General features: G+C 68.5%; 23 protein-coding genes. 17 read left to right on the forward strand and 6 right to left on the reverse strand.

Annotated elements, in window-relative coordinates; all coding sequences use genetic code 11:
• Window positions 1-11 precede the first annotated feature (11 nt).
• From LRQ07_RS12730 to LRQ07_RS12740, 3 genes are read left to right on the forward strand one after another with little or no spacing between them, the layout of a single operon-like run.
• A complete protein-coding gene (locus tag LRQ07_RS12730; RefSeq protein WP_047522527.1) occupies window positions 12-287 on the forward strand; it encodes a hypothetical protein in 276 nt (91 codons plus the stop codon).
• 10 nt (window positions 288-297) lie between these two features.
• The gene (locus tag LRQ07_RS12735; protein WP_256534826.1) at window positions 298-2,010 is read left to right on the forward strand and encodes a helicase-associated domain-containing protein; all 1,713 of its coding nucleotides are present in this window, start codon (window positions 298-300) and stop codon (window positions 2,008-2,010) included.
• Window positions 2,011-2,046: 36 nt separating this feature from the next.
• Complete coding sequence (locus tag LRQ07_RS12740; RefSeq protein ID WP_047522531.1) at window positions 2,047-3,687, forward strand: DNA repair helicase XPB; 1,641 nt, start codon at window positions 2,047-2,049, stop codon at window positions 3,685-3,687.
• Window positions 3,688-3,722: 35 nt separating this feature from the next.
• On the opposite strand, the gene LRQ07_RS12745 is transcribed toward LRQ07_RS12740, so the two are convergent.
• Window positions 3,723-4,730 carry a CPBP family intramembrane glutamic endopeptidase gene (locus LRQ07_RS12745; protein WP_256534827.1) on the reverse strand — a complete coding sequence of 336 codons (1,008 nt, stop codon included), beginning with the start codon at window positions 4,728-4,730 and terminating at the stop codon, window positions 3,723-3,725.
• A gap of 162 nt (window positions 4,731-4,892) precedes the next feature.
• Between LRQ07_RS12745 and LRQ07_RS12750 the strand changes: the two genes are divergently transcribed.
• The 3 genes from LRQ07_RS12750 to LRQ07_RS12760 all read left to right on the forward strand — a co-directional run bounded on the left by LRQ07_RS12750 (window position 4,893) and on the right by LRQ07_RS12760 (window position 7,810).
• Window positions 4,893-5,585 carry a response regulator transcription factor gene (locus LRQ07_RS12750; protein ID WP_047522533.1) on the forward strand — a complete coding sequence of 231 codons (693 nt, stop codon included), beginning with the start codon at window positions 4,893-4,895 and terminating at the stop codon, window positions 5,583-5,585.
• A 62-nt stretch (window positions 5,586-5,647) separates the two neighbouring features.
• Window positions 5,648-7,354 carry a sensor histidine kinase gene (locus LRQ07_RS12755; protein ID WP_256534828.1) on the forward strand — a complete coding sequence of 569 codons (1,707 nt, stop codon included), beginning with the start codon at window positions 5,648-5,650 and terminating at the stop codon, window positions 7,352-7,354.
• Between the two features lie 168 nt (window positions 7,355-7,522).
• Window positions 7,523-7,810 (forward strand): WXG100 family type VII secretion target, encoded by a 288-nt coding sequence (locus LRQ07_RS12760; protein ID WP_131491493.1) that lies wholly within the window; start codon window positions 7,523-7,525, stop codon window positions 7,808-7,810.
• Between the two features lie 66 nt (window positions 7,811-7,876).
• Here LRQ07_RS12760 and groL read toward each other — a convergent pair whose 3' ends face one another.
• From groL to LRQ07_RS12780, 4 genes are all read right to left on the reverse strand, one after another.
• Window positions 7,877-9,496 carry a chaperonin GroEL gene (gene groL / locus LRQ07_RS12765; protein ID WP_047521477.1) on the reverse strand — a complete coding sequence of 540 codons (1,620 nt, stop codon included), beginning with the start codon at window positions 9,494-9,496 and terminating at the stop codon, window positions 7,877-7,879.
• 124 nt (window positions 9,497-9,620) lie between these two features.
• A complete protein-coding gene (locus LRQ07_RS12770) occupies window positions 9,621-10,199 on the reverse strand; it encodes a LytR C-terminal domain-containing protein (RefSeq protein ID WP_256534829.1) in 579 nt (192 codons plus the stop codon).
• Window positions 10,200-10,278: 79 nt separating this feature from the next.
• Window positions 10,279-10,536 (reverse strand): DUF3263 domain-containing protein, encoded by a 258-nt coding sequence (locus LRQ07_RS12775; protein WP_047521479.1) that lies wholly within the window; start codon window positions 10,534-10,536, stop codon window positions 10,279-10,281.
• A 9-nt stretch (window positions 10,537-10,545) separates the two neighbouring features.
• Window positions 10,546-11,538 carry a DUF2332 domain-containing protein gene (locus LRQ07_RS12780; RefSeq protein ID WP_232763780.1) on the reverse strand — a complete coding sequence of 331 codons (993 nt, stop codon included), beginning with the start codon at window positions 11,536-11,538 and terminating at the stop codon, window positions 10,546-10,548.
• 71 nt (window positions 11,539-11,609) lie between these two features.
• Between LRQ07_RS12780 and msrB the strand changes: the two genes are divergently transcribed.
• Window positions 11,610-12,014, forward strand: a complete 405-nt coding sequence (gene msrB / locus LRQ07_RS12785; protein WP_047521486.1) for a peptide-methionine (R)-S-oxide reductase MsrB — start codon at window positions 11,610-11,612, stop codon at window positions 12,012-12,014.
• Window positions 12,011-12,604 carry a nitroreductase family protein gene (locus tag LRQ07_RS12790; protein WP_256534830.1) on the forward strand — a complete coding sequence of 198 codons (594 nt, stop codon included), beginning with the start codon at window positions 12,011-12,013 and terminating at the stop codon, window positions 12,602-12,604. The genes msrB and LRQ07_RS12790 overlap by 4 nt, the downstream gene beginning before the upstream one ends.
• A 4-nt stretch (window positions 12,605-12,608) precedes the next feature.
• Here the strand turns inward: LRQ07_RS12790 and LRQ07_RS12795 are convergent, their stop codons facing one another.
• A complete protein-coding gene (locus LRQ07_RS12795) occupies window positions 12,609-13,520 on the reverse strand; it encodes a DMT family transporter (protein WP_232763837.1) in 912 nt (303 codons plus the stop codon).
• Window positions 13,521-13,626: 106 nt separating this feature from the next.
• Between LRQ07_RS12795 and LRQ07_RS12800 the strand changes: the two genes are divergently transcribed.
• The 9 genes from LRQ07_RS12800 to LRQ07_RS12840 all read left to right on the forward strand — a co-directional run bounded on the left by LRQ07_RS12800 (window position 13,627) and on the right by LRQ07_RS12840 (window position 21,636).
• On the forward strand, window positions 13,627-14,259 hold the full coding sequence (locus LRQ07_RS12800) for an SOS response-associated peptidase family protein (RefSeq protein ID WP_256534831.1): 633 nt from the start codon (window positions 13,627-13,629) through the stop codon (window positions 14,257-14,259).
• A 79-nt stretch (window positions 14,260-14,338) separates the two neighbouring features.
• The gene (gene trxB, locus LRQ07_RS12805) at window positions 14,339-15,316 is read left to right on the forward strand and encodes a thioredoxin-disulfide reductase (RefSeq protein ID WP_232763783.1); all 978 of its coding nucleotides are present in this window, start codon (window positions 14,339-14,341) and stop codon (window positions 15,314-15,316) included.
• The gene (arsB, locus tag LRQ07_RS12810) at window positions 15,316-16,422 is read left to right on the forward strand and encodes an ACR3 family arsenite efflux transporter (protein ID WP_319944143.1); all 1,107 of its coding nucleotides are present in this window, start codon (window positions 15,316-15,318) and stop codon (window positions 16,420-16,422) included. The genes trxB and arsB overlap by 1 nt, the downstream gene beginning before the upstream one ends.
• On the forward strand, window positions 16,419-17,411 hold the full coding sequence (locus tag LRQ07_RS12815; RefSeq protein ID WP_256534832.1) for a metalloregulator ArsR/SmtB family transcription factor: 993 nt from the start codon (window positions 16,419-16,421) through the stop codon (window positions 17,409-17,411). Before arsB ends, LRQ07_RS12815 begins: the two co-directional genes overlap by 4 nt.
• Before the next feature lie 26 nt (window positions 17,412-17,437).
• Window positions 17,438-17,848 (forward strand): arsenate reductase ArsC, encoded by a 411-nt coding sequence (locus LRQ07_RS12820; RefSeq protein ID WP_256534833.1) that lies wholly within the window; start codon window positions 17,438-17,440, stop codon window positions 17,846-17,848.
• A gap of 105 nt (window positions 17,849-17,953) precedes the next feature.
• The gene (locus LRQ07_RS12825; RefSeq protein WP_047521497.1) at window positions 17,954-18,865 is read left to right on the forward strand and encodes an ABC transporter ATP-binding protein; all 912 of its coding nucleotides are present in this window, start codon (window positions 17,954-17,956) and stop codon (window positions 18,863-18,865) included.
• Complete coding sequence (locus LRQ07_RS12830; RefSeq protein ID WP_047521499.1) at window positions 18,862-19,677, forward strand: integral membrane transport protein; 816 nt, start codon at window positions 18,862-18,864, stop codon at window positions 19,675-19,677. Before LRQ07_RS12825 ends, LRQ07_RS12830 begins: the two co-directional genes overlap by 4 nt.
• Before the next feature lie 10 nt (window positions 19,678-19,687).
• Entirely contained in the window at window positions 19,688-20,962 is a 1,275-nt protein-coding gene (locus LRQ07_RS12835; RefSeq protein WP_256534836.1) for a sensor histidine kinase, read from the forward strand.
• A complete protein-coding gene (locus LRQ07_RS12840) occupies window positions 20,959-21,636 on the forward strand; it encodes a response regulator transcription factor (RefSeq protein ID WP_232763786.1) in 678 nt (225 codons plus the stop codon). Before LRQ07_RS12835 ends, LRQ07_RS12840 begins: the two co-directional genes overlap by 4 nt.
• Window positions 21,637-21,638 lie beyond the last annotated feature (2 nt).

The following is a 21,638-nucleotide window of genomic DNA, read 5'->3' on the forward strand; positions in this document are numbered from 1 at the left end:
GGCTGAGGCGGATGAGCACGCAGAATTCCGAACCGGAGGTTCCCGTCCGCCGGCTGGATCGTTTCCTGGCGTTCACCGCGCTCGGTATCGCCGCGGCTTCCGTGGTGTGCTTCTTCGCCATCATCATCGGGACCGCTGTCGGCATGGACCAGAGCGCCTTCGGCGAGGGAGCGTGGCCGTTCATCGCGGCGATCCCCTATTGGGGCCTCCCCGTCGCCTTCCTGATGATCCTCACGCTCCTCATCATGAGCTTCGTCCGAAAGGGACGCGCTTCCACGCGTTCGTGAGGAATCGGCCATGAGCACTCACGCACGACCGCTGGCGGACTGGCTGGCAGCGGCGAGCGATGACGACCTCCGACGGCTCTTCACCGCGCGTCGGGTGCGACCGGACGCGGCCTGGCAGGACTTCTTCGACGCGGCTGAGGCGCTGCTCGACCCGGCGTCGCTGGCGAAAGTCCTCCCCGCGCTGACCGCGGCCGAGGCGAGGGCCCTCACCGACACGACATCGGGCGCTTCTGCCGGTGCCCTGCAGGAACGTCTGACAGCGCTCGCTCTGCTGCGCCCCGACGGCACACCGTATCCACCCGTGACCGCCGCGATCGCGGGACGACCTTCTCCCGAGCCCGTGACGGATCGACCGGTTCCGCCCCGCTCCTCCGACGCCGCCTCGGCGCACGCGGCCGAACGCGCCTTCACGACGGTGGCCGTGCTCGCAGACCTCCTCCTCATCGCGCGGGAGCGTCCCTTCGCGCTGCTCACCGGCGGCGGTGTGAACGCAGGCGAGAAGCGTCAGCTCACCGAAGCAGGTGTACCGGGGGAACTGGTCGACACCCTGGCATCCATCGCCCTCCAGGCAGGTCTCGCCGTCTCCGCCGACCGCCGTCTTCGATCGAGCCGGTCCGCAGAGGAATGGCTGCGTTCCTCGGCCGTCGAGCGCTGGAGCGTGCTGGCACGCTCTTTTCGCGATGCCCTTCCGCGCGGAATCCGGTCCGCGGACGGCGGATGGATCCCGCCGGAGTCGTGGCTCGACGCTCACCCCTGGGACCAGGGCTGGCCGGAGCGCTCTGAGGCACTGCACGACGCGGCCCGCCTGCTCGGCCTGATCGCCGAAGACGGCACCGAACCCGAGTGGGCCGCGGCACTGCGCAGCGGCGACGCCGCGGAGACGGACGCACTCGCGAGACTCCTTCCCGCCGAGGTCGACCGGATCTTCCTGCAGAACGACCTCACGGCCATCGCCCCCGGCCCGCTGGAACCCGCACTCGACGTGCGGCTGCGCACGATCGCCGCCCGGGAGTCCGCGGCGCAGGCTTCGTCCTACCGTTTCACTGCGGAGTCCGTCGCACACGCCTTCGCGACCGGAGAGACGGAGCAGTCGATCCTCGACTTCCTCGGCACCCTCTCGCTCACGGGCATCCCGCAGCCGCTCAGTTACCTGATCGCGCAGACGGCGCAACGACACGGTCTGGTCCGCGTCTCCACGGACGAGGAGACCGGCCGCACGCGGATCGAGAGCACAGACGGACACCTCATCGACACGATGGCCGTCGACCAGTCCCTGCGGCCGCTCGCTCTCACCGCACACGTCGGGTCGCTCACCACCCGGGTCGGCCGAGACACCGTGTACTGGGCGCTCACGGATGCGCGGTACCCGGCGACCCTGGTCGGGCCTGACGGTGCCCTCCTCATCCGCGAGCGCCACCCGGCCCCCGCGTCCGATGCCGCACACACCGACGCGTCGGACCTGAGCCCTCTCATCGCCCGGTTGCGGTCGCACCAAGGACCGGACGCCGACGCCGCCTGGCTCGATCGCGAGCTCGAGGCCGCGGTACGGACGAAGTCCGTGCTGCAGGTGACCGTCGGCATGCCGGACGGCTCGACGCGAGAGCTTCTCCTGGAGGCGACGGGGATGGGCGGCGGACGGCTGCGCGGGCGCGATCGCGCCGCCGACGTGGAGCGCACCCTTCCCGTATCGAGCATCCGCGCTGCGACGATCGTCGCGCCGTAGGCCCCGTGCCTCGCGCGACCGGTAAACTGGTCAGCTATGTCTGATGGCCCCCTGATCGTCCAGAGCGATCGCACCGTGCTGCTCGAAGTGGCCCATGCCGACGCCGAGAGCGCCCGCCACGAACTCGCGATCTTCGCCGAGCTGGAACGCGCTCCCGAACACATCCACACGTATCGCATCACCCGGCTGGGTCTGTGGAACGCCCGTGCCGCCGGGCACACCGCGGACGACATGCTCGAGACGCTGGACCGCTGGTCGCGATTCCCGGTGCCGCCCTCCGTCTCCGTCGATCTGCGTGAGACGGTGAATCGCTACGGCCGGCTGGTCATCGAGCGTGATGACGAAGGCACCCTGATCCTGCGTTCGTCGGATCCTGCCGTCCTCGCGCAGGTGGCGAACAACAAGCGCATCCAGCCTCTGCTGATCGGTCATCCGAGCCCTGAGACGTACGTCGTCGATGCCTGGGCACGCGGACAGATCAAGCAGGAGCTGCTGAAGATCGGCTGGCCCGCCGAGGACCTCGCCGGCTATACCCCCGGCACTCCGCACGAGATCGACCTCGCCGAAGACGGCTGGGAGATCCGTCCGTACCAGCAGGATGCCGTCGATGCTTTCTCGAAGGACGGTTCGGGCGTCGTGGTGCTCCCCTGCGGTGCGGGGAAGACGATCGTCGGCGCCGGGGCGATGGCCGCGACGAAGACCACCACGCTGATCCTCGTCACCAACACGGTGTCGGCCCGGCAGTGGCGCGACGAGCTGCTCAAGCGCACGAGCCTGACCCCTGAGGAGATCGGCGAGTACTCCGGCCAGGCCAAAGAGGTCAAGCCCGTCACCATTGCGACGTATCAGATCCTCACCGCGAAGCGGAAGGGCCAGTACGCGCACCTGGCATTGCTGGATGCCCTCGACTGGGGCCTCATCGTGTATGACGAGGTCCACTTGCTCCCGGCCCCCGTGTTCAAGCTCACCGCCGACCTGCAGGCCCGCCGCCGCATCGGCCTGACCGCGACCCTGGTCCGCGAGGACGGGCGCGAGGGAGACGTCTTCAGCCTGATCGGGCCCAAGCGCTTCGACGCGCCGTGGAAGCAGATCGAGGCGCAGGGGTTCATCTCCCCCGCCGCCTGCTACGAAGTGCGCGTCGACCTCCCGCCGAGCGACCGGCTCGAGTACGCCGCGGCGACCGACGACGAACGCTATCGGCTCGCCGCTTCCGCGCCGGCCAAGGTGACGGCGGTGCGCGAGCTCATCGCCAAGCATGAGGGCGAGCGCATCCTCGTGATCGGCCAGTACCTCGATCAGCTCGAGTCGCTGTCGGCGGCCTTGGATGCTCCGCAGATCACCGGGGCGACGCCGGTCGACGAGCGCGAGGAGCTGTACCGGGCCTTCCGCGAGGGCGAGATCTCGCTCCTGGTGGTGTCGAAGGTCGCGAACTTCTCGATCGACCTGCCGGAGGCGTCCGTCGCCATCCAGGTGTCCGGCTCGTTCGGATCGCGCCAGGAAGAGGCCCAGCGACTCGGACGCCTGCTGCGCCCGAAGCAGTCCGGACACACCGCGAGCTTCTACACCCTCGTCGCCCGCGACACCATCGATCAGGACTACGCCCAGAACCGGCAGCGCTTCCTCGCCGAGCAGGGTTACAGCTACACGATCATGGACTCCGACGCCCTCGCCGCCTGATCTCGTCCGTTCGACCTCCCCGGAGGTCGAGCCGCTCAGCCGTGCAGGACGCGCGGCAGATGATGGGTCCCCTCGTGCCGGGCCGGTGCGGGCACGGGCGCCGTCGCCGTGCGCGTGACACCGAGGCGTCGCGCCCAGCGGTCGGCGAGCACCGCGTACACGACCATCGCGATCATCGAGCCGACGAGGTCCGCCGCCGTCCCCGACGTGGCGTTCGCATCGACGAGGGCGACGGATCCGAGCAGGAAGATGAGCACGTTGTTGACGATGTGCAGTGAGATCGCCGCCTCGAGACCGCCGGTCCGCCAGGTCAGCCAGGCGGCGACGATCGCGAACGCCCCCACGCTCGCAGCGCCCCAGACGTCGTAGCCGTGGCCGAGGACGAACAAGGGGACGGGCAGCAGGATGGCGAAGGCCGGATGCCGGAGCCAGCTGCCGACCAGTTGCATGAGGTAGCCGCGGAAGACGTACTCCTCTGCGGCTGCCTGGAAGGGGATCAGCAGCAGCACGAGGAGGACCATGATCCACAGTCCGGGGTGCGAGAAGTCAGCGACCACGGCCTCTCCGGCGAGCGCCGACCACCCCAGCACGACGGCGAAGTACACGGCGAACACCGCGAGCGCCAGCAGGAGGCTCTTCCAGAGCCACCCCATCCGCAGTCGTGCCGTGACCGAGGACAGCAGCCCGACGCCACGGCCCTCCACGACCCGGGATGCCAGCAGCAGGGCGGGGATCATCAGGATCAAGGGGAGCACCAGCGCGATCAGCAGCCAGGGACGGTCGAGGTCGAAGTACCGCACGGAGGTGAGGAGCACCATCATCTCGTCGCCCCACCCCGGGATCACCACCGCTGCGACGACCATGGGCACCGTCAGGACGAGGAGGAGGACGACGTAGAACGCGAGGGCGACGAGCCCGGTCAGGAGCGGCCGCCACCAGCGATATCGCGGTCGCAGGTGCGCCAGGCGGTGGTACGGGATCTGCGCGGCAGGCGAGAGTGTGGGCGGGGCGGGGGCGGCGGACGCGTCCTCGTTCGAGCTCATGTCTCAATCCTGGCCTGTTCACCTGTGCCTCTCCTCCCACCCCGGAATGATCTCGTTTCCCGCGGGTCACGAGCGCGTCGGCGGCCTGCCGGGAGAGCGCGACTCCACGCCGTTCCGCACAATAGTCAGCATCCGCATGGCCGGAGTCACCATAATGGGGACATGACTGCTCCGCGCATCCTGGTCGTCGACGACGAACCCAACATCCGCGACCTGCTCTCCACGGGTCTCAGCTTCGCCGGATTCCAGGTGAAGACGGTCGCCAACGGCGCCGCCACGATCTCGGCCGTCCTCGAAGAGGAACCGGACCTGATCATCCTGGACGTCATGCTCCCCGACATGAACGGGTTCAGCGTGACCAAGCGCCTCCGCGGCGCCGGGTTCACCGCCCCGATCCTCTTCCTGACGGCGAAAGACGGCACCGACGACAAGATCGAGGGTCTCAACGCCGGCGGTGACGACTACGTCACCAAGCCGTTCAGCCTCGACGAGATCGTGGCCAGAGCGCAGGCGATCCTCCGCCGCACCATGCAGGCCGATGAGGAGTCGATCATCCGTGCCGGCGAGTTGTCGATGGACCAGGACACCCATGACGTCCACGTGGGCAAGGAGCCGATCGAGCTCAGCCCGACCGAGTTCAAGCTGTTGCGCTACCTGATGCTCAACCCGAACCGTGTGCTGTCGAAGGCGCAGATCCTCGACCACGTGTGGGAGTACGACTTCAACGGTGACGCGGGCATCGTCGAGAGCTACATCTCGTACCTTCGCCGCAAGATCGATCCCCACACCGAGGAGTCGCTGATCCAGACGAAGCGCGGCTTCGGATACATGTTGAAGGTCGGCAAGTCGGCCTGACCCCCGGGCCACCACCACTCGACGCCGCACAGCGGCGTGTTCGCCGCACCGAGGAGGACCGCATGGCGCACAAGCCCGATGCGGTCACCAGCTGGTGGCGGCGCATCAGTCTCCGGGCGAAGGTGACCGGAGTCACGGTGGCCGTTCTGGCGCTCGGGCTGCTGGTGGCAGGCATCGGAACGGTGCCGATCTTGCGCAACGCCCTCGTCGCGAACATCGATGCGCAGCTTCCCGCGCTGGTCTCCAGTGATCTCGTGGAACGGTACTTCGAGACCGCGACGGTGGACGGAACCACCACCTACACACCGCGCGAAGAGCAGCCGCGGGACTTCTCCTTCGCCATCTACGATGCGACCGGTGTGCTGCGGGCCACCGCGCGCGGCACCTCCGGCCCGTCGCCCCTCTTCCCCTCCGAGTATTCGCTCGCCAAGGCGACCGCCGATTCCGAACGCACCCCGATCGAGCTCGCAGGACCCGATGGCGAGGTCTTCCACGCCGCGGTCGCCGTGGTGGGCTCGGAGGGAAGCGGGGGCGCGCTCCGCATCCAGCTGGTCGCCCTGCCGCTCGCACCAGCGGATCGCATCGTCAGCCAGTACTTCGGCATCTACATCACGATCGCCCTGATCACGATCCTCGTCGCCGCGCTGCTCATTCGCGGCCTCGTCACCCTGACCTTCCGCAGACTCGGCCAGGTCGAGGCGACCGCCATGTCGATCGCCGCCGGCGACTTCCGGCAGCGCCTCACCGATCTCGAGCCGACGACGGAGGTCGGCCGTCTGAACGCGGCGATCAACACGATGCTCGATCGTGTCGACCGCTCGCTCGCGCAGCGCGACCGGACCGTGCAGCACATGCGACGTTTCATCGGCGACGCCAGCCATGAGTTGCGCACACCCCTCGTGAGCGTTCGCGGGTATGCGGAGCTCTATCGGATGGGCGCGATCAAGGGCGAGGAGGACACCGCCAGAGCCATGGAGCGCATCGAGAAGGAAGCGATCCGGATGGGCGTCCTCGTGGAGGACCTCCTCGCACTGGCGCGCCTGGACGAGGAGCGGGAACCGGAGATCGTCCCGCTCGATCTGCGTCCGATCGCACGTGACGCTGCACTCGACCTGCGCGCCGCCGCTCCTGGCCGGACGGTCACCGTGATCGACCGGACCGTCGGCGCCCCGGCCACGACTCCTTTGCGCATCGCTCCCTCCCCGCAACCGCAGGATGCCGCGTCCCCGGCTCCCCGCGGACTCCCCCGGACAGCTCTCTCCCGTCTGCGTCGCCGTCCCCGTGCTCCCGAGCCGGCCCCTGCCATCGACTTCACCGAGATCCCGGACATCCCCGTGCGGACGCCTCCGATCGTGCTCGGGGAGGAGAACAAGGTTCGCCAGGTCGTCACCAACCTGCTGGGCAATGCCCGCCGCTTCTCCCCCGAGGACGGGCCGATCGAACTCATCGTCGACTCCGACCGCGTCCGCGGCACCGGGAGCATCGCGGTCGTGGATCATGGCGAAGGCATCCCGCCGCAGATCCGCGAGCAGATCTTTGAGCGATTCTGGCGCGCCGACACCTCACGGGCGAGGGAAACCGGGGGATCGGGCCTCGGCCTCGCGATCGTCGCGTCGATCATGAAGGCGCTGCACGGGGGCGTCGAGGTGTCGGAGACCCCGGGCGGCGGCGCGACCTTCACGGTCACCCTCCCCCTCGCACCGGCCCGCGCGACCCCCGCGCACCTGCTCGAGGACACGCAGCCGTTGGAACGGCTCGACCTCCCCTGACCCGCAGCCGCCACGGACGGGGGGGGGGGGACGATCCGTGACGCCGAGAGTTCTGCACGGCTCACGGGATCGATCGGGTTCCCCCAGATGCCGAGAACTCCCGCGACGGACACGTTTCTCGGAGCCGCCTCGCACCTAGCGTCAGAGCTTCAACGAGAAGGAGTTCCCATGTCTGTCTTCACCGTCGACACCGAAGCCGTCCACGCTGCCCACGGCGCCGTCAGAGCCACCATCGAGCGCCTGCAGAGTGAATCGGCGACGCTCATGGCGCAGCTCCGTCAACTGCAGACGTCCTGGGTCGGAAGCGCCTCCAACGCATTCCAGGGCTGTGCAGAGCAGTGGCAGGGAGCCCAGCTGCATGTGGAGCAGGTCCTCGACTCGATCGGCACCTCGCTCGGATCGGCCGCCTCCCAGTACGCCGATGCCGACCAGTATTCGGCGAGCCTGTTCCGCTGAGACTGGTTCCCGAGAATGCAGAACGCCCCCGGCCTAAGCCGGGGGCGTTCTGTCAGGAAGGATGGATCAGAAGTCCATGCCACCCGACGGGTCAGCCATCGGAGCAGCTGCCTTCTCGGGCTTGTCGGCCACGACGACCTCGGTCGTGAGGAACAGAGCCGCGATCGATGCCGCGTTCTGCAGCGCCGAGCGGGTGACCTTGGCCGGGTCGATGATGCCGGCGCCGAACATGTCGACGTACTCGCCCGTCGCCGCGTTCAGGCCCTGGCCCGCGGGGAGCTCGGCGACCTTGTTGGCGACGACACCGGCCTCGAGACCGGCGTTCAGCGCGATCTGCTTCAGCGGAGCCTGGATGGCGACGCGGACGATGTTCGCGCCGGTCGACTCGTCGCCCGTGAGCGAGAGGGCGTCGAGCGCCTTCGTGCCGGACTGGATCAGCGCGACGCCACCACCGGGGACGATGCCCTCCTCGACGGCCGCCTTCGCGTTGCGGACGGCGTCTTCGATGCGGTGCTTGCGCTCCTTGAGCTCGACCTCGGTCGCTGCACCCGCCTTGATGACGGCGACGCCACCGGCGAGCTTGGCCAGGCGCTCCTGGAGCTTCTCGCGGTCGTAGTCGCTGTCGGTGTTCTCGATCTCGCGACGGATCTGCGTGACGCGACCCTCGATCTGGTCAGCCTCGCCGGCACCCTCGACGATCGTGGTCTCGTCCTTGGTGACGATGACCTTGCGCGCACGGCCCAGCAGGTCGAGCGTGGCGTTCTCCAGCTTGAGGCCGACCTCTTCGGTGATGACCTGACCACCGGTGAGGATCGCGATGTCCTGCAGCTGCGCCTTGCGACGGTCGCCGAAGCCGGGAGCCTTGACGGCGACCGACTTGAAGATGCCCTTGAGCTTGTTCAGGACGAGCGTCGCGAGAGCCTCGCCCTCGACGTCCTCGGCGATGATGACGAGCTCCTTGCCGTCCTGGATCACCTTGTCGACGATGGGCAGGAGGTCCTTGATGTTGGAGACCTTCTGGTTCGCGATGAGGATGTACGGGTCCTCGAAGACAGCCTCCTGGCGCTCCGGGTCCGTGACGAAGTACGGGTTCAGGTAGCCCTTGTCGAAGCGCATACCCTCGGTGAGCTCGAGCTCGGTGCCGAACGTCTGCGACTCCTCGACGGTGACGACGCCTTCCTTGCCGACCTTGTCGATCGCCTCGGCGATGAGCTCGCCGATCGCGGGGTCCGCAGCGGAGATGGAAGCCGTGGCCGCGATCTGCTCCTTCGAGTCGATCTCCTTGGCGGTCGAGAGCAGCTCCTCGGTGATCGCTGCGACGGCCTTCTCGATGCCGCGCTTGAGCGAGATGGGGTCGGCGCCGGCCGCGACGTTGCGCAGACCTTCACGGACCAGAGCCTGAGCGAGGACCGTGGCGGTGGTGGTGCCGTCACCCGCGACGTCGTCGGTCTTCTTGGCGACCTCCTTGACGAGCTCCGCGCCGATCTTCTCGTACGGGTCGTCCAGCTCGATCTCCTTGGCGATGGAGACACCGTCGTTCGTGATCGTGGGGGCGCCCCACTTCTTCTCGAGGACGACGTTGCGACCGCGCGGGCCGAGGGTCACCTTGACCGCGTCGGCGAGGATGTTCAGGCCGCGCTCGAGGCCGCGGCGGGCCTCCTCATCGAAAGCAATGATCTTTGCCATGAGTTTTTTCGTCCCTCCTGGACGTAGACGTTGGGTTTAGCACTCAGAGTGAGAGAGTGCTAACGCCATTCTGGCACTCGACACCTTCGAGTGCAAGCCGCCGGACGCGGGTCCCCTCCAGAGGTCAGGAGGCGGGCTCGTCGGCGGGCGTCTCCGGCGCGGAGGGCGACCGATCGAGACCGATCACCACGGTGAACTGCTTCTCCCCGTCTTCGGTCTGACCGGAGTAGTAGTCGCTCTGCTGGACCCGTGCGCCACCGAGGAGATTGGCCAATCCGATCGCGGCCTCCTCATCCTCTTCGTTGACGTAGAAGACGGTCGTCTCGGCGAAATCCTGGCTGGAGCTGTCGCCGGCGAAGACGTCGTCGGCCGCCCAGCCGTTGTTGATCAGGGTGTCGCGCATCTGCGTGTCGAGCCCCTCGTCCGGCGTCCCGTTCAGGACCATCACGGAGATGGTCGGGTCGACGATCCCCGTGTCGACCGGCGACGGCACCACGGACGGCGCGGCCTCGGGGAACAGCGAGACCCGGCCCATCACGACGAGCGAGCCGAAGATGCCGGCGATGATCAGGATGAGCGCGGCGACGAAAGACCACAGCAGCACGACCCAGCCGTTCATGCCGGGAGCTTCGGCGCGGTGCGCTCCCACGCGTCCGGAGGAACGGGGAACGTCATCGAAACGATCGCGGGAGGGCTTTGACACCCCTCGATGCTAGCGGCAGGTTCCTGTCAATCGGTTCTGCGGCGGGGCGACGACGTCCCCGCGATTCGGGCAGGACCGCTCAGCCGACGAAACCGGGGGTGCGTGCGCGACGCCGTGCCGCTCGCGAATCGCGGAGTCGACGGAGCCTGCGCACCAGCATCGGGTCGTATTCCAGCGCGACCTCCGAATCGATCAGACGTCCGAGGAGCTGGTAGTAGCGCGCGGCGCTCATCCCCAGCTGCGTGCGGATGACCTCTTCTTTCGCCCCGTCATGCCGGGGCCAGGTCCCTTCCAGGGCGAGGATCGCGCGATCGCGCTCCGTGAGGTCTCCGATCATGGGTACAGGTTAGGACGCGTTCGCAGGCAGAGCCGCTCGCCACTCCCACCAGCGCCCGAGCGGATCCGCGGCAGCGCGCACTCGACCGTCCAGCGCGACCACGAAACCCGGCCAGTCGTCTGCATCGATGGGCGGCTCCCAGACGTCGAGCACACCCGGCGGATCGATCGTGATCCAGCGCGCGTCCAGGCCGTGGATGGTCGCGACGAGCGCGTTCCGGGACGCCCGCGGGATGTGCACGAGCACCCCCGGCGTCGTGATGACGAGGGTGGCGTCGTGCGGGGCGGACGCGGCGAGCGCCTCGATGGACGCCAGCGCATCTCCGGCGACGAGCTTCGGAGGATCGGCCGCGACGATGTCGAGGGCGGCGGCGATGCGCTCATCGCGCCCCGTCTCGCCGGGCCACACGAGCCCCCGCAGCCAGCGACGGTCACGCTCGTCCCCCGCGTCGAGCGGAGCCAGGTCGATTCCGGCACGCCAGACCACCTCCGGTACCCGCAGGGGCGGCAGGGGCCCGGACACGCGGGTCTCCAGCACGACCGAGGACGGTCCGTCCACCGGATCCAGTGCGACACGCACCTCCCCGTGCTCATCGGCGACGCGGTACGAATACCGATCCGGATAGAGACAGAGCCCGGCTGCCGCGCCGACCTCGAGCAATGCCACCGGGCCGGGTATCTCGGAGAGCACGGGAAGGAGGGCGGCGAGTCGAAGCGGCTCGTTGGTCTGCAGCGACCGGCGGGCGCACTCGGCGACGATGGCATCCGCATGCTGCAGCACGAAGCGCCGCCACTGCGGGTATGCGGCCAGCGGTACGCCGAGCATCCGGGTGACGGCGAACACCAGCGGCGGCTGCCTCCTCGTCTCCGGGATCCGGCGGAGGACCGCACGCACCGCATCGTCCTCCGCGACGCCGCTCGCCCATTCGACGTAGAGGGCGCTGCGACCCGGCGCCTCGTCACGAGCGAAGCGCGCATACCGCTCCTGGACAGCATCCGTCATCCGTCCATTCTGACGCGAAGCACCCGAGAGGCCGTTGCAGGAGGGAGAATGGAGGCGACTCAGGAGGACACATGTCGTACAGCGTGGACAAGACCGAAGACGAATGGCGCGAGGAGCTCGGCGATGAGCGATACGCCGTGCTGAGGAAGGCCGCCACCGAGCGCGCGTGGACGGGAGAGCTTCTCGACGAGGAACGCGCGGGTCTCTACACCTGCGGCGCCTGCAACGCCGAGCTGTTCAAGAGCGGGACCAAGTTCGACTCCGGCTGCGGCTGGCCGAGCTTCTACGAGTCGATCCGCCCCGATGCGGTGGAGCTCCTCGAGGACGACAGCCTGGGCATGGTGCGCACAGAAGTCCGCTGCGCCAACTGCGGCTCGCACCTCGGCCACGTGTTCCCGGACGGGTTCGGCACGCCGACCGGCGACCGCTATTGCATGAACTCGATCGCGATGAACTTCACCCCCGACGCCTCGTGAGCGCCCTGGACGCCGTTCGCGCGCGTCAATCTTGGTCGAAGGTGGAAGACACGGCCCCCGGCCGCGAGGAGTTGCTGACCTTCGTGGCCGCCGCCGGTCGCGTGGCCGATCATTCCTCATTGCGCCCGTGGCGGCTCGTCGAGCTCCGGGGCGCGGACCGCGAAGTCCTCGGCGCCGCCATCGCGAAGGCCCAGGGCGACTCCTCCCCCTCCACTAAGCCGCTGAGAGCTCCGCTGCTGATCGCCGTCGTCGCGAGCTACCGTAAGAGCGAGAAGGTGCCGCGCTGGGAGCAGGAGGCCGTCGCCTCCGGCGTCGCGCACATGCTGAGTCTGCTGCTCGATGAGGCCGGGTGGGGCGTGATCTGGCGCACGGGTCACTACACCCGCACCAAAGCAGTGGCGAAGGCTCACGGCCTCGGCAAAGACGAAGAACTTCTGGGCTGGCTCTACGTCGGTGGCAAGCCGGAGGGCAAGAAGGCGGGACGCCGCAAGATGGTCGATGCGCGGAAGCTGCTCACGCGCATGCCCGCGCCCGGGTCGGCTTCCCCGAAGAAGTCGAGCAAGAAGAAGAAGGCCGAGAAGAAGAAGTAACGCGTCAGCGGCGCCACAGCCGCGGGACCGCGACGAGTACCGATGCGACCGCGACGGTGACCATCGCGATGACCTGCCAGAGGGCGGGCCCCGCCGCAGCCGGCCAGATCAGGTCTATCGCGACCGAGGTCAGAAGCTGTCCGAGCACGGACCCCAGCCCCATCAGGAGCACTCCGGTGTGCCCGACGATGAACGCCCCGAGGAGGATGTAGCCGGCACCGAGGAACCCGCCCAGATACAGCCACGGCTCGGCGGGGAGGGCATCGGGCATTCCCCGGAACGCGATGCTCGCTCCGGCCGCGAGCATCAGCACGACCGTTCCCGTGATGAAACTCATCAGAGTCGCCGCGAGCGGCGAGCGCACGCGCTGAGCGAGGCGTCCGTTGGTGGCCGCCTGCCACGCGATGCCGACGCCCGCGGCGAACGGCAGCAGCAGCATCCACAGCGGAGCGGCGGCGAGCACGTCCCCGGACAGGGAGATTCCGACGGCGGCGAGCGCGAGCACCCCACCGGCGACGCGCCCCGGCGTGACCGCCACGACACCGGCCGGCCCGAAGCCGATCCGATCGAGCACGAGTCCGTGCAGCGTCTGGCCCGCGACGACGCCGACGCTGAACAGGGAGACCCCCAGCACGCCGGCAGTCAGCCCTTGCGTCGAAACCGTGAGCGCTCCGCACGCGCCGCCCAGCAGCATCCAGAACGGGATGGTGTTCTCACGGATCCCGCGCCACAGACGCCCGACACCACGACGGGCCGACGGGATGCAGGAGATCACCGCGACGAGGGCCAGCAGGCCCACCGAGAACGAGAGCAGTCCCGCGACGATGCCGTCATCGACGCGCACCCCGAGCACACCGTTGATCCGCGCCTGGACGGCTGTCATGACCCCGATCGCGACAGCTCCGCCGAGTGCCAGCGGAGCGGGGAGGCGGCGGGGTTCTGGCACCCATCGACCCTACCCGAGCACGCACGCCTCGCCCGGTCGCCAGCGCGATGTCGGAGCCCGGGTCTACGCTGACGGCATGTGCGCGAGCTATGGCCTCGATCCCCGGTTCACCGACGACGCCTATCGGGATGCGCTCGATGCCGACGTCCTCGAGGGGCTCCGCTCGTGGGCAGCGGGCAACGACGGCGAGATTCTGCGCCCCACGGGAAAGAACCTGCGCAACCTGAACCCGATCATCACCGCCCCCTCCACTGTGCAGCTCGCCTGGTGGGGGTATCTGGTCAACGGTGCGCCCGCGAGCTTCGCGTCGATCAACACCCGATCGGAACGACTCGCCACTGCCAAGGGAGCACTCCCCGATCGCGCGATCGTGCCGGTCTCGTTCTGGCGAGAGATGGCCAAGCCGTCCCGCATCTGGCACCACTTCACCGCACCCGATGACGGTCTCCTCGGGCTGGCAGCGGTCACTCGGCCCGGACGCACCGCCGACGGTGTCGACTACACCTGCTACAGCATCGTGATGCAGCCCGCTGCGGGGCATCTGGCGCACATCCACGACCGGATGCCCTTGCTCATCAATCCGGGTTTCGCCGAAGAATGGCTCACGACGCCGAACGCACCCAGGGAGTTGATCAACGCGGCCGTCGCGGCTGCCGCTCCGATCAATGACCGGATCCGTGTGGAACCGGCCGACGGGCGATCCTCGTGATCTGACCGCCACGGTGACGAACAGGTGAACTCTTCCGGCATCGATTGCGCTTGATATCGACAGGCGTCAATATAGACACATGTCGATTCAAGAGGTTGAACTGGTCATCATCGGGTCCGGCCCTGCCGGATACACTGCCGCCGTGTACGCGGCGCGCGCGGGACTCACCCCCGTGGTGCTTGCCGGTTCCGTGACGGCCGGCGGCGCGCTGATGACCACGACGGAGGTCGAGAACTTCCCCGGGTTCGTCGACGGCATCCAAGGACCCGAGCTGATGGAATCGATGCGCGCGCAGGCCGAGCGCTTCGGTGCCCGCATCCTTCTCGACGACGCCGTTCTGGTCGACCTCGACGGCCCCATCAAGACGGTCGAGACGGGGGCTGGGGAGACATTCCTCGCTCGCGCAGTCATCCTGTCCATGGGCTCCGCGTACCGCAAGCTCGGCATCCCCGACGAGGAGCGACTCACCGGACGCGGGGTCTCTTGGTGCGCCACTTGCGACGGTTTCTTCTTCCGTGAGCAAGAGGTCGTCGTGGTCGGCGGCGGGGACTCCGCCATGGAGGAGGCGCTGTTCCTCACCCGCTTCGCGTCGAAGGTCACCGTCGTCCACCGTCGCGCCGAGTTCCGGGCCTCGAAGATCATGGCACAGCGCGTACTCGACCACCCGAAGATCGAAGTGGCATGGAACAGCGAAGTCGCGAGCCTCATCGGCGCCGAGAAGGTCGAAGCAGTCGCACTGCGCGATACCGTCTCGGGCGTCGAGCGGGAGCTGGCGGCAACGGGAGTCTTCGTCGCGATCGGTCATGACCCGCGCTCCGAGATTGTCACCGGCCTCGTCGGCACCGATGCTGACGGCTACGTGCTCGTCGAGCACCCCTCGACCCGCACAAACCTCGCGGGAGTCTTCGCCGCCGGCGATCTCGTCGACCACACCTACCGTCAGGCGATCACCGCCGCAGGTACCGGCTGCGCGGCAGCGCAGGATGCTCAGCACTACCTCGCCGCGCTTGACGAAGTCGCCCCCCTTTCGCGCCGGACCGAGGAGGTCTTCGCGTGATCGCGCCGATCGCTGAGGCCACCCTGCCGGCCTCCACGCCAACCGCCCGCCGACTGTCGACCCTCGATCGGTGGCTGCCACTCTGGATCGGGCTGGCCATGATCGGCGGCATCGTCATCGGCCGCTTCATCCCCGGGGTCTCCGACCTCCTGGCCCGCCTCGAGGTCGGTGGGATCTCGATCCCGATCGCCCTCGGCCTGCTGGTGATGATGTACCCGGTGCTCGCGAAGGTCCGCTACGACAAGGTCGCCGCCGTCACCGGCGACAAGAAACTCCTCATCTCGTCGCTGGCGCTCAACTGGCTCGTGGGCCCGGCGCTGATGTTCGTCCTCGCGTGGGCTTTCCTGCCCGATCTGCCCGAGTACCGCACCGGCCTCATCATCGTGGGGCTCGCGCGCTGCATCGCGATGGTCGTCATCTGGAACGACCTCGCCTGCGGCGACCGCGAAGCCGCAGCCGTGCTCGTCGCCATCAACTCGGTCTTCCAGGTCATCGCCTTCTCACTCCTCGGCTGGTTCTACCTCACCGTCCTCCCCGGCTGGCTCGGACTCGACTCGCAGGGCTTGGACATCTCGATCGGACAGATCGCGCTCAATGTCCTGATCTTCCTCGGCATCCCCCTCGTCGCGGGATTCGCCTCCCGCTTCTTCGGAGAGCGCACGAAGGGACGCGACTGGTACGAAGACAGCTTCCTCCCGAAGATCGGCCCCTGGGCGCTCTACGGCCTCCTGTTCACGATCGTTCTGCTGTTCGCTCTCCAGGGGGAACAGGTCACGAGTCGTCCCTGGGACGTCGCCAGGATCGCGCTCCCACTCCTGGTGTACTTCGGCGTCATGTGGTTCCTCGGCCTCCTCACGGGGAAGACTCTCGGCCTCGGATACGCACGATCGTCGACCCTGGCTTTCACCGCCGCCGGCAACAACTTCGAACTCGCGATCGCGGTCGCCATCGGCACCTTCGGCGCGACATCCGGCCAGGCGCTCGCCGGCGTCGTCGGCCCGCTGATCGAAGTCCCGGTTCTCGTCGGGCTCGTCTATGTCTCGCTCTGGGCGGCTCGCCGCTGGTTCCACACCGACCCGTACACCGCTGAGAGGATTCGGTCATGAATGTCACCCTGACGACCGCAGACGACACATGCAGTCCTGTCGCCACGCACGCCATCGGACTGGAGGCTGCCTCCTCGGTTGCCGCGACGTTGAAGGCTCTCTCGGATCCGCTGCGGCTGCGGATGCTGTCGGCCATCGCCTCCGACCCGCGCGGGGAGTCGTGTGTCTGCGACCTCGCCGAGCTCGCCGAGGTCTCTCAGCCGACCGTCTCCCACCATCTGAAGGTGCTCAAGGACGTCGATGTCCTCACCTCCGAGCGGCGAGGAACCTGGGTCTGGTATCGGATCACCCCGAACCGCCGCAGCGCGGTCACAGCTCTGCTGGAGTCGTTCGCGCCCGCGACGCTCGCACCCGGGGGTGTCACCGGCGACCACGATCACCCGCGACCGGACTTCGACGCCCGCGTGACCCGTCTCGCGGACGAGCTCGCGGCGGAAATCCCCGACCTCGACCCCGACGTGGTGCTCACCATCGTCCGAGAGTCGTACACCGCGCTCGCGCGCACCGCCAGGGTCACTTCCGCCCTCGTTCCTCTGACCGAGCGCTTCGCGCGTCAGCGACTCGCGGACCTCACTCGTGACCGCGATGCGTCCGTCCCCCAGGTGCTCTTCGTCTGCGTCGCCAACGCCGGACGCTCGCAGCTCGCCGCCGCGCTCGTCAACACGCTCGCCGCCGGCAAGGTCGTCGCACGCTCGGCAGGATCCGCTCCCGCGGACATCATCCACCCGCACGTCCGCTCGATCCTCGCCGAGATCGAAGGCGACCGGGCTGCCGAGCGCTTCCCGAAGCCGCTCACCGACGACGCCGTCCGCGCGGCCGACGTCGTCATCACGATGGGCTGTGGCGACGTCTGCCCGATCATCCCCGGCGTGCGCTACGACGACTGGGCCGTCGGTGATCCCGCCCTCGCGTCGCGGGAGGGCGTCGAAGCCATCCGCGACGACATCGCCGCCCGAGTGCGCGCGCTCGTTGACGACCTTCTCTCTTGACCACCCCCCTCGCACCAGGAGCAACCATGACTGACACGACCACCGCCAAGCCCTCCGTCCTCTTCGTCTGCGTGCACAACGCCGGACGCTCGCAGATGGCCGCCGGGTTCCTCCGCGACATCGCCGGCGACCGCATCGAGGTCCGCTCCGCCGGCTCCATGCCCGCCGACCAGATCAACCCGATCGCCGTCGAGGCCATGAGCGAGCTCGGCATCGACATCACCGCTGAGCAGCCCAAGGTACTGACGACCGAGGCCGTACAGGCGTCCGACGTCGTGATAACGATGGGGTGCGGCGACGCCTGCCCGTTCTTCCCCGGCAAGCGCTACGAGGACTGGAAGCTCGACGACCCGGCGGGCCAGGGCATCGATGCTGTCCGTCCGATCCGCGACGACATCCGCGCGCGCATCGAGCAGCTGGTGAACGAACTGATCTAGGCGAGGCCCGAGCCCGGGGTGTCCTCCGCGGGGAGGACGTCCGGAGCAGAAGACGGTACCTGGGGCGGATGCGGAGTCCGGAGGATGCTCCGTAGCGTGGATGACATGATCACAGCAGAAGGCCTCACGAAGAGGTTCGGAGACAAGACCGCCGTCGACGACGTGTCGTTCACCGTCAAGCCGGGCAGCGTCACCGGGTTCCTCGGACCGAACGGCGCGGGCAAGTCCACCACCATGCGGATGATCGTCGGGCTGGATCGCCCGACCTCCGGCCGCGCCGCCGTCGCCGGTCGTGAGTACCGCAAGTTGCGCGCGCCCCTCACCGAGGTCGGCGTGCTGCTCGACGCGAAGGCCGTGCACACCGGGCGCACCGCGCGCAATCACCTTCGCGCGATGGCGGCGACCCACGGCATCCCTTCCTCGCGGGTGGACGAGGTCATCGACCTTGCGGGCATCGGCTCCGTCGCCCGCAAGCGGGCGGGCAAGTTCTCCCTCGGGATGGGACAGCGCCTCGGCATCGCCTCGGCGCTGCTCGGCGACCCGCACACGCTGATCCTCGACGAGCCCGTCAACGGCCTCGACCCGGAGGGTGTCCGCTGGGTGCGCCAGTTCGTCCGGCATGCGGCTTCCGAAGGACGCACCGTGCTGCTCTCGAGTCACCTGATGAGCGAGATGGCGCAGACGGCGGATCACGTCATCGTCATGGGTCGCGGTCGGGTGCTCGCGGATGCGGCCCTGGCCGACCTCGTGCGTTCCTGGACCAGGAACACGGTGCGGGTTCGCACGCCCCGACCGGCTGACCTGGCGGCGGCCGTGGGCGGCCCGGATGTGGAGATCGTGAGCTCCGCTCCTGATCTGCTCGACATCGTGGGACTGCCCGCCGCACGCATCGGCGACCTGGCCGCCGATCGTGGCATCCCGCTACACGAACTCACCCCCACCACCGGTTCGCTCGAAGACGCGTACCTCGCCCTCACCGGCGACTCCGTCGAGTACCGCACCAAGGAGATCTCATGACCACGACACAGGCACCCGCTCCCACGAGGCCGCGCGTCGACACCGGTCGACGCCTGACGTTCGTGCGCGCGCTGCGCGGCGAGTGGATCAAGCTCGCCACCCTGCGCTCCACCTGGTGGTCCATCGGGATCGCCGCGGCTCTCACCATCGGGATCGCCGTGCTCATCGCACAGGCGGTCGACATGCCGGGCTTCGAGCCGATCCAGGCCGTCATCATGCCGATCCAGTTCACCATGTTGCTCGCCGGCATCATCGGCGCGATCTCGGTCACCGGGGAGTACTCCACCGGCATGATCCGCTCGACCCTGACGGCCAACCCGATCCGCGGATCCGTGCTGGCGGCGAAGTCGATCGTGCTCGCCGTGTTCCTGTTCCTGTCGTCGCTGATCATCTTCGCCCTCGCGGCCGCCGCGGTCTCTCTCGTCGTGGCACCGCGTGACCAGAGCATCGATTGGTCAGACCCATCGATGTCGCTGCTCCCGATCGTCGTGGCCTCGCTCTCGATGGCGGTCTTCGCCCTGATCGGTGTGTCGTTCGGATTCATCCTGCGCTCCGGCGCGGGTGCGATCGCCGCGACCGTCGGTGTGCTGTTCGTACTGCCGATCGTGGCGAGCTTCTTCACCTTCGCCGGCGAGACCTGGGCATGGCTCGTCGATGCCGCGAACTACCTCCCGGTGGCAGCCGCGCAGAGCGCCATCCTGCCGAGTGATGGCGCCCCGCTCGATACTCCTGTGGCCTTCCTGACGCTGGCCTGTTGGGTCGCCGGCGGCGCCCTCGTGGCCTGGGCGGTTCTGCGCACCCGCGACGCGTAGAGTCGGGTCCGTGAGGAGAACGCGAAGCCGCAGCGACTCGATCCGTGAGGACGAGGAGCTGCGGCTTCCGCGTGCTCCCGGGCTCTTCCGGCGCTTCTGGGCGCGGCACCCGGTTCTCGCCGATGTGCTGCTCGCGCTTCTCTGCCTCCTCCTCTCGCTCGTCCCCGCCGGGCGACTCCTGGACGATTCGATCCCCGAGGCGACCGCCATCGCGATCAACATCGCCACGCTGTCGATGGTGGTCCTCGCCTGCAGTACCCTGCTCTGGCGGCGCCGGGCGCCGCTGGCCCCCTTCGTCGCGTCGGTGGTCCTGGGCACCGTGGGCCTGTTCACGGGGTTGTCCGGCGGGCTGATCCTTCTGCTCGTCGCCTGCTACGGTCTGGCGGTCTACCGCTCCTCCCGCGCCGCCTGGACCTGGTTCGGAATCGGGGCCGCGTGGTTCGTCGGCCTCACCACTCTGCTCATGCTCTCGGGCGGAATCGTGCTCCAGAGCGGGCTCGACACCGCCCTCAGCTACATCGTGCTCGGCTTGATCGGCACGCTCATCGGCGTCAACGTCGGAGGACGCAAGCGCTACCTCTCCGCCGTCATCGATCGCTCCCGACAGCTCCTCGTCGAACGCGATCAGCAGGCCAAGTTGGCGGCCGCCTCCGAGCGCGCACGCATCGCCCGCGAGATGCATGACATCGTGTCGCATTCGCTGACGGTGATCGTGGCGCTCTCCGAGGGCGGCGCGGCGACGTCGGACCGCGAGCAGGCGCGCAAGGCCGCGCTCTCGACGGCGGACACCGCTCGTGCCGCGCTCACCGAGATGCGGTCGATGTTAGGCGTCCTGCGTGGCGACGATTCACCGCTGCCTCTCGCGCCGCTGCATCCGGTACCGCCCCGGGACACCGTCGAAGCCGCGCAACGCGCCGGCTTTCCGGCCACGCTCACCGTGGTGGGGCAGCCCGATGTCTCCCCCGCAGTCGCACACGCGATCGGTCGCATCGTCCAGGAGGGCGTGACCAACGCGATGCGCCATGCACCGACCGCATCGGCGATCACCGTACGCCTGGACTATGGACCGGACACGGCGACGATCGAGATCGTGAACGACGGCGTCACGGGCGAGGTCGGAACCGCCGGTTTCGGTGTCCGCGGACTGTCCGAGCGTGCGGCCCATGTGCACGGCACGCTGCAATCGGGGCCGGCCGGTGAAGGACAGTGGGTGCTGCAGGCCGTGCTACCGACAGGAGGAAGCGCTCCCGGCGCCGGGAGCGAGTCGATGGAGGGCGACAGATGACAGACGCGATCAGAGTGCTCTTGGTGGACGATCAGGAGCTCATCCGAGTCGGGTTCCGCATGGTTCTCGAAGCCGAGGGCGACATCGTCGTGGTCGGTGAGGCCGCCGACGGGAGAGCCGCGATCATGCAGAGCAGGAGCCTCGCCCCCGACCTCGTGCTGATGGACATCCGCATGCCGGAACTGGATGGCATCGCGGCCACCGAGACGATCGTGCGCGAACATCCGCAGACGAAAGTGCTCGTGCTGACCACCTTCGACCTCGACGAATACGCCTTCGGCGCCATCCGCGCGGGCGCGAGCGGTTTCCTGTTGAAGGACGCGCAGCGACAGGAGATGATCTCCGCCGTGCGCGCCGTGCACCGCGGAGATGCCGCCCTCTCACCGCGCGTCACACGGATGCTGCTCGAGCACGTGACGCCGCACCTGGGACCCTCCGCGGCCCCGGCGCCCGACGCGGCGGAGAGCGCAGCGCTCGCCTCCTTGACCGAGCGAGAGCGCGATGTGTTCCTGGCGATCGGACGAGGCCTCACCAATGCCGAGATCGCCCAGACGCTCTACGTGGGCGAGTCCACCGTGAAGACGCATGTCGGCCGGGTGCTGACCAAGCTCGCCGCCCGCGACCGCATCCACGCGGTGATCCTGGCCCACAAGCTCGGTCTCGTCGGCGACTAGCG

Origin of the sequence: Microbacterium sp. J1-1, assembly GCF_024498615.1 — a bacterium.
Taxonomy (GTDB): Bacteria; Actinomycetota; Actinomycetes; order Actinomycetales; family Microbacteriaceae; genus Microbacterium; species Microbacterium aurugineum.